Genomic DNA, 8,356 nt, shown 5'->3' with positions numbered 1-8,356 from the left:
TCTCACCGCACTCACCACCCTCCACACCCACCACCACCCCATCGACCTCACCCCCCACCTCCCGCCTGTCGACGAGTCCGTCGAGCTGCTGCACGGGCTGCCCACCTACCCGTTCCAGCACCAGCCCTACTGGCTGGACGCCCCGGCCCAGCTGACCAGCGCCACCGACCTCGGCCTGAGCAGCACCACGCACCCCCTCCTCAGCGCCGCCGTCCAACTCGCCGACACCACCGGTGCGGCGGAGACCGGTGCCAGCACGATGGTGTTCACCGGCCGCCTCAGCCTGGCCACGCACCCCTGGCTCGCCGACCATGCGGTTGCGGGTACGGTCCTGCTGCCCGGCACCGCCCTCGTGGACCTCGCCCTGCACACCGGCGACCACACCGGCGCCACCCACCTCGAAGAGCTGACCCTCCACGCCCCGCTGACGCTCGAAGAGGCCGGCGCCCGCGACCTCCAGGTCACCACCGCGCCGCTCCCCGACGGCCAGGGCGGTCGGCAGGTCACGATCCACTCCCGTCCCCACACCGACGACGAGGCCGGGCCCGAGTCCTGGACGTGCCACGCCACCGGCACGCTCACCGCGGAACCGGCCGCGGCGGCCGAGTCGTTGGGCCAGTGGCCGCCCGCCGGGGCGCAGGCCCTCGACGTCTCCGAGCTGTACCCGAAGATGGCTGCGGCCGGGTACGGGTACGGGCCCGCCTTCCGCGGCGTGACCGCCGCCTGGTCGCAGCCCGACGGCACCCTCCACGCCGAGGTCGCCCTTCCCGGGGACACGGACGCCGACGGGCACACCGTCCACCCGGCCCTGCTCGACGCCGCCCTCCACCCGCTGGCCCTCCGCGCGCTCGCCAAGGGCGGCGCCGCGAAGGACGAGGCGCAGGAGCTGCGGCTGCCGTTCGCGTGGAGCGGTGTGTCCGTCCACGCCACCGGCGCCACCCGGCTCCGCGCGACCCTCGTACCCACCGGCGAACACAGCCACGACCTCACCCTCCACGCCTGGGACCCCACCGGCGCCCCCGTCGCCACCATCACCGCCCTCAACACCCGCCCCATCGACGCCACCGCACTGACCAGCGGCGGTGCCGACGCCGGTGCCGCGACCCGCAACAGCCTCTTCCAGCTCGCCTGGACCCCGCCGCAGCCTCGGCAGGACGACTCCGACCGCATCGATCCGGACCTGGTGGACCTCTACGTCGCCCCCCGGCCCGCGGAGGACACTCCGGCCGCGGCCCATGCCGCGACCGAAGCGCTGCTCACCCACCTCCAGGGCTGGCTGGCCGACAACGACGAGACGGACCGCCGCCTCGTCGTCCTCACCCACCGCGCCGTCGCCACCGGCCCGGCCGAGGACGTGCACCTGGCGCACGCGCCGCTGTGGGGCCTGGTCCGTACCGCCCAGAACGAACAGCCCGCCCGCATCCACCTCGTCGACACCGACACCGAGGTGGACGCGGCGGCGGTCACCGACGTACCGCAGCTCGCCGCCGCCCTCGCCGAGGGCGAGCCGCAGCTCGCCCTCCGCCACGGGCAGTTCCTCGTCGCGCGCCTGGTGCGCGCGACCGGCGCCGGCGGGGCGCTCGCGATGCCGGAGAGCACCTGGAAGCTGGCCAGCGGGGGCGACGGCACGCTGGAGGCGGTCACCTGCCGGCCGATGCCGGAGTGGGACGGGCCGCTGGCCGGCGGACAGGTGCGCGTACGACTGCACGCGATCGGCCTCAACTTCCGCGACACGCTCATCGCCCTGGGCATGTACCCCGGCGACGCCCCCCTCGGCAGCGAGGGCGCGGGCGTCGTCACCGGCGTCGCCGACGACGTCACCGACTTCGCCGTGGGCGACCGGGTGATGGGCGTGATGATCGACGGCGCGGGCTCCCACGCCGTCACCGACCACCGCCTGCTGACCACCGTGCCCGAGCAGTGGGGGTCCACCCAGGCGGCGGGCATTCCGGTGGCGTTCCTCACCGCGTACTACGCGCTGAAGGACCTGGGCCGGCTGGAGGCCGGCGAGTCACTGCTCCTGCACGCCGCGACCGGCGGCGTCGGCTCCGCCGCGCTCCAACTCGCCCGCCACTTCGGCGCCGAGGTCTACGCGACCGCCAGCCCCGGCAAGCACCACCTGCTCTACGCCCAAGGGCTCGACGACGCGCACATCGCGTCCAGCCGGAGCCTGGACTTCGAGGAGCACTTCCGCACCCACGGCCCCGACCAGGGCGTCGACGTCGTCCTCAACGCCCTCGCCCACGAGTTCACCGACGCCTCCCTGCGCCTTGCGCGTCCCGGCGGCCGGTTCATCGAGATGGGCAAGACGGACGTCCGCGACGCCGACACCGTGCAGGCGGAGCACCAGGTCCAGTACCGGAACTTCGACCTCATCGAGGCCGGCCCGGACCGCATCCAGCAGATCCTGGCCCACCTGACCGAGCTGTTCGCCGAAGGCCACCTCACCCCGCTGCCCACGGCCGCGTTCGACGTACGGCACACCCCGCAGGCTCTCCGCCATCTCAGCCAGGCCCGGCACACGGGCAAGCTGGTCCTGACCCTTCCGCGGGCGCTCGACCCGGACGGTACGGTCCTGATCACCGGCGGCACCGGCGTCCTCGCCGGCCTGACGGCCCGCCACCTGATCACCGAACACGGCGTACGCCACCTCCTCCTCGCCTCCCGCAGCGGCCCCGACCACCCGGACGCCGCAACGCTCAGCGAAGAACTCGAAGCGCTCGGCGCCGAGATCACCGTCACCGCCTGCGACGTCACCGACCCCGACGCCGTACACGCCCTCGTCGACTCCATCGACGAACACCACCCGCTCACGGCAGTCATCCACACCGCGGGCGCCCTGAACGACACCGTCCTCACGCAGCTCACCCCCGAGAACCTGCACCCGGTCCTCGACCCGAAGGTCGACGCCGCCCACCACCTGCACGAGGCGACGCGGCACCTGCCCCTGGCGCACTTCGTCGTGTACTCCTCCGCCGCCGGCACCCTGGGCAACCCCGGCCAGGCCAACTACGCCGCCGCCAACGCCTACCTGGACGCCCTCGCCCACCACCGCACCCGGCAGGGCCTGCCCACCACCAGCCTCGCCTGGGGCTACTGGAAGCAGGCCAGCGGACTCACCGGTCACCTCAGCGACAACGAGGTCCGCAACGTCACTCACGGCACCACCCCGCTCGAAGCCGACCACGCCTTCCGCCTGTTCGACGCGGCCCTCGCCGGCCCCGAGGCGTACCAGCTCTGCCTTCCGCTCAACCCCCCCGCCCTGCGCAGTGCCCCCCGTCTCCCGGCGCTGCTGCGCGACGTCGTCCCCCGGCCGTCCCGCCGTGTCGCCGCCACCTCGGCGGCGGGCGACGGCAACGCGCTCGCCGAGCAGCTCGCCGCGCTCCCCGAGGCCGAGCAGGAGCGCCGTCTGCTGGACCTGGTCCGCAGCAACGTCGCCGCGGTCCTCGGCCACGGCACCGGCGACGCGATCGACGCGCAGCGCCCGTTCAAGGAGCTGGGCTTCGACTCCCTCACCGCCGTCGAACTGCGCAACCGCCTCACGAACGCGACCGCGCTGCGCCTTCCCGCGACCCTGATCTTCGACCACCCGACCCCCCAGGGGCTGACCCGCCACCTCCTCGGCCAGTTCCTGGACACCGGGTCGCTCACCTCCCGGGCCAGGAGCCGTGCCGGCACCGCCGTCGCCGTCACCGACGACCCCATCGCGATCGTCTCGATGGCCTGCCGCTATCCCGGCGGCGTACGCGACTCGCAGGCGCTCTGGGACCTCGTCAGCACCGGTCGCGACGCCATCGGCGACCTGCCGACCAACCGCGGCTGGGACCTGGAGAACCTGTACGACCCGGACCCCGACGCGACGGGCAAGGTCTACACCCGGCACGGGGCGTTCCTGCACGACGCCGACCTGTTCGACGCGGACTTCTTCCACATGAACCCGCGTGAGGCGCTGTCCACGGACCCGCAGCAGCGGCTGCTGCTGGAGACCTCGTGGGAGGCGTTCGAGCGGGCCGGCATCGACCCCGCGGCGCTCCACGGCAGCAACACCGGTGTGTTCGCGGGCGTCATCTCCCAGGACTACCTGCTGCGGCTGCACCAGAACCCGGAGGGGCTGGAGGGCTACATCGCCACCGGCAGCTCGGGCAGCGTGGCGTCCGGCCGGATCGCGTACACCTTCGGGCTCGAAGGCCCGGCGATGACGGTGGACACGGCGTGCTCGTCGTCCCTGGTGGCCCTGCACCTGGCCATGCAGGCGCTGCGCAACGGCGAGTGCGACCTCGCCCTCGCCGGCGGCGCCACCATCATGGCCACCCCCGGCACCTTCCAGGTCTTCTCCCGCCAGCGCGGCCTGGCCGCCGACGGCCGCTGCAAGCCCTTCGCGGATGCCGCGGACGGCACCGGCTGGGGCGAGGGCGCGGGCCTCCTGCTGCTCGAACGGCTCTCGGACGCGGAGCGCAACGGACACCGGGTCCTGGCGGTGCTGATGGGTTCCGCGATCAACCAGGACGGCGCGTCCAACGGCCTGACCGCGCCCAACGGCCCGTCGCAGCAGCGGGTCATCGAACAGGCGCTGGCCAACTCGGGCCTGACCGCGGAGCAGATCGACGTGGTCGAGGCGCACGGCACGGGTACGACGCTGGGCGACCCCATCGAGGCGCAGGCGCTCCTCGCCACCTACGGCCAGGCGCACACCGAGGAGCAGCCCCTGTGGCTGGGCTCCATCAAGTCCAACATCGGCCACACGCAGGCCGCTTCCGGGGTTGCGGGCGTCATCAAGATGGTCGAGGCCCTGCGGCACGGCCGGCTCCCGCAGACCCTGAACGTGGATCGGCCCTCGACCCACGTGGAGTGGGACACCGGCCACGTGTCGCTGCTGACGGAGACGCGGGAGTGGCCGGAGACGGGCCGGCCGCGGCGTGCGGCGGTGTCGTCGTTCGGCATGAGCGGCACCAACGCGCACCTGATCCTGGAAGCAGCCTCGGCCCGGCCTGCGTCGGGCGAGGTTGCGGACGGGGACGTGCCCGGCTCCGACGCCGCGGTGCCGGTGGTGGTTTCCGCACGTACGGCGGGAGCGCTGGCGCAGGCTGCCGAGCAGCTCGCGGGGTATGTGGAGCAGCACCCGGAGACCGAAGTGGGTCCGCTGGCCGCGCGGTTGTGGTCCGGTCGGGCGAAGATGGAGCACCGTGCAGGCGTCGTCACGGCCGACCGGGACGAACTGGTGGAGGCCCTGACTGCGCTGGCCACAGGTGCCGCGCACGCGGCGCTGGTCACGGGCCCGGGATCGGTGTCTGCCGGGAAGACCGCGTTCGTGTTCCCTGGCCAGGGGTCGCAGTGGACCCGTATGGGCTACGAACTCGCCGCCCAGGAACCGGCCTTCGCGGCACACCTGGCAGCGTGCCGGGACGAGTTGTCACGGTGGTGCGACTGGGACCTCCTCGAAGTCCTCGCCAGCGAAGACGAGAACGCGCTCGACCGTGTTGACGTCGTGCAGCCCGCACTGTTCGCCGTCATGACGGGCATCGCCCAGCTTTTGCGCCACCACGGCGTGGAGCCCGACGCGGTCATCGGCCACTCCCAGGGCGAGATCGCCGCCGCGTACATCGCCGGCGCGCTGACGCTGCCTGACGCTGTCGCCGTGGTGGCGCTGCGGGCGCAAGCCATCACCCGCCTCGCCGGCACCGGCACCATGGCCTCCTTCCCCCTGCCGCAGGACGAGTTGGGCGACCTGCCCGAGGGCGTCTACGTGGCCGCGGTCAACGGACCGCACACCACCATCCTCGCCGGGGAAACACAGCCCCTCACCGACCTGGTCAACACGTACCAGGAGCGCGAAGTCCGCGCCCGGCTGATCCCCGTCGACTACGCCTCACACACCCCGCACGTCGAAGACCTGCGCGACACGATCCTCGGCGACCTGACCCAGCGCGCCGCCATCAAGCCCGTGGCTCCCAGCATCCCGTTCTACTCCACCCACACCGGCACCCTCCTCGCGGAAGACCGGCTGCTGGACGCGGAGTACTGGTTCGACAACCTCCGCCACCCCGTCCACTTCCACACCACCCTCGAACAACTCCTCGACGACGGCCACTACACGCTGATCGAGTCCAGCCCCCACCCCGTCATGACCGCCGCCCTGGCCGACACCTTCGAACAGCACGCCACCCCCGCCCGCCACCACGCCACCCTCATCCGCAACAACGGCACCCAAACCCGCTTCCTCACCGCACTCACCACCCTCCACACCCACCACCACCCCATCGACCTCACCCCCCACCTCCCCGCCGCCGGCCTCTCCGACGACGAGTTGCCCGAGCTGCCCACCTACCCCTTCCAGCGCGACAGCTACTGGATCCAGTCCGCGGCGCAGCTCACCAGTGCCACCGACCTCGGTCAGATCAGCAGCGCCCACGCGCTCCTCAGCGCCGCCGTGCAGCTCGCCGACGGCAACGAGGACTCGGGCGACAGCACGCAGGGCGCGTACGCGACCACCGTGTTCACCGGCCGGGTCAGCCTGGGCACCCACCCCTGGCTCGCCGACCATGCTGTTGCGGGTACGGTCCTGCTGCCCGGCACCGCCCTCGTGGACCTCGCCCTGCACGCAGGCGACCACACCGGCGCCACCCACCTCGAAGAGCTGACCCTCCAGGCGCCCCTGCTCCTGAACGAGGCCGCCCGCGACCTCCAGGTCACCACGAGCCCCGACGCGGGCGCCGAGGACGGCGGTCCCGGCCGCCGGCAGGTCACCATCCATTCCCGGCCGCACACCGACGACGCCGATCCCGAGCCGTGGACGTGCCACGCCACCGGCACCCTGACCGCCGAACCGGTGGAGGCGGCCCAGCCGCTCACCCAGTGGCCGCCCACCGGTGCACAGCGGCTCGACACCACCGGCCTCTACGCCCGGATGGCGGCTGCCGGCTACGAGTACGGGCCCGCGTTCCAGGGCGTGACCGCCGCCTGGGCGCACCCCGATGGCAGCCTCCACGCCGAGATCGGCCTCGCCGAGGACGCCGACACCGCGGGCCACACCATCCACCCCGCGCTGCTCGACGCCACCCTCCACCCTCTCGCCACCCGCAGTCTTGACGAGGACCGTGACGCCGCGCAGGAGCTTCGGCTGCCGTTCGCGTGGAGCGGTGTGTCCGTCCACGCCACCGGCGCCACCCACCTCCGCACCACCCTCGTACCCGCAGGCGAACACGGCCACGACCTCACCCTCCACGCCTGGGACCCCACCGGCGCCCCCGTCGCCACCATCACCGCCCTCAACACCCGCCCCATCGACCCCGGTGCGCTGACCGGCAGCGCCCGTACGGGAGCCGCGACGCGCAACAGCCTCTTCCACGTGGCGTGGAACCCGGCCCCCGCCGAGCCGGTGGAGCAGGTGGATCTCGACCAGGTCGACGTGTACGTCGCCGTACCGGCCGCCGAGGACACCCCGGCCGCGGCGCACGTGGCGACCGAGGCGCTGCTGACTCACGTACAGAACTGGCTGGCCCACAACGACCAGAGCGACCGGCAGCTCGTCGTCCTCACCCACCGAGCCGTCGCCACCGACGCGGCCGAGGACGTGCACCTGGCGCACGCGCCGCTGTGGGGCCTGGTCCGTACCGCCCAGAACGAACAGCCCGACCGCATCCGCCTCATCGACACCGACGCCGCCGGCATCAGGGGCAACGCGGCCGACATCCCGCAGCTCGCCGAGGCCCTGGCCACCGGCGGACCCCAACTCGCCCTGCGCGACGGCCGGGTGCTCACCCCGCGCCTGACGCGGTCCACCGCCACCGACGCCGCCGCCCGGCCCCTCGACCCCGGGGGCACCGTCCTGATCACCGGCGGCACCGGCGGCCTGGCGAGCCTGACGGCCCGCCACCTGATCACCGAGCACGGCGTACGCCACCTTCTTCTGGCCTCACGCAGCGGCCCGGACCACCCGAACGCCCCCGCGCTCACCGACGAACTCACCGCACTCGGCGCGCAGGTCACTGTCACCGCATGCGACACCACCGACGCGGACCAGGTCACCGCCCTGATCGACTCCGTCGACGGCGACCACCCCCTCACCGCCGTCATCCACACCGCCGGGGCCCTGAACGACGCCACTCTCGCCAAGCTCACTCCCGACGAGTTGCACCCGGTGCTGGCGCCGAAGGTGGACGCCGCGTACCACCTCCACCAGGCCACCAAGCACCTGGACCTCGCCCACTTCGTCCTCTACTCGTCGGCCGCCGGCACGCTGGGCAACCCCGGCCAGGCGAACTACGCCGCGGCCAACACGTACGTGGACGCCCTCGCCCACCACCGCACCCGGCAGGGGCTCCCCACGACCAGCCTCGCCTGGGGCTACTGGGAGCAG

The 8,356-nt window shown here is 73.2% G+C and carries 1 protein-coding gene; it reads left to right on the top strand.

What is annotated here, in order from left to right; genetic code table 11:
- The coding region (locus tag LG396_RS38580; RefSeq protein WP_225798277.1) for a type I polyketide synthase at positions 1-8,356 on the top strand (8,356 nt) is incomplete at both ends.

It is taken from the genome of Streptomyces aculeolatus (assembly GCF_020400605.1).
GTDB lineage: Bacteria > Actinomycetota > Actinomycetes > Streptomycetales > Streptomycetaceae > Streptomyces > Streptomyces aculeolatus.
This window is presented reverse-complemented; position numbering and strand designations above follow the sequence as displayed.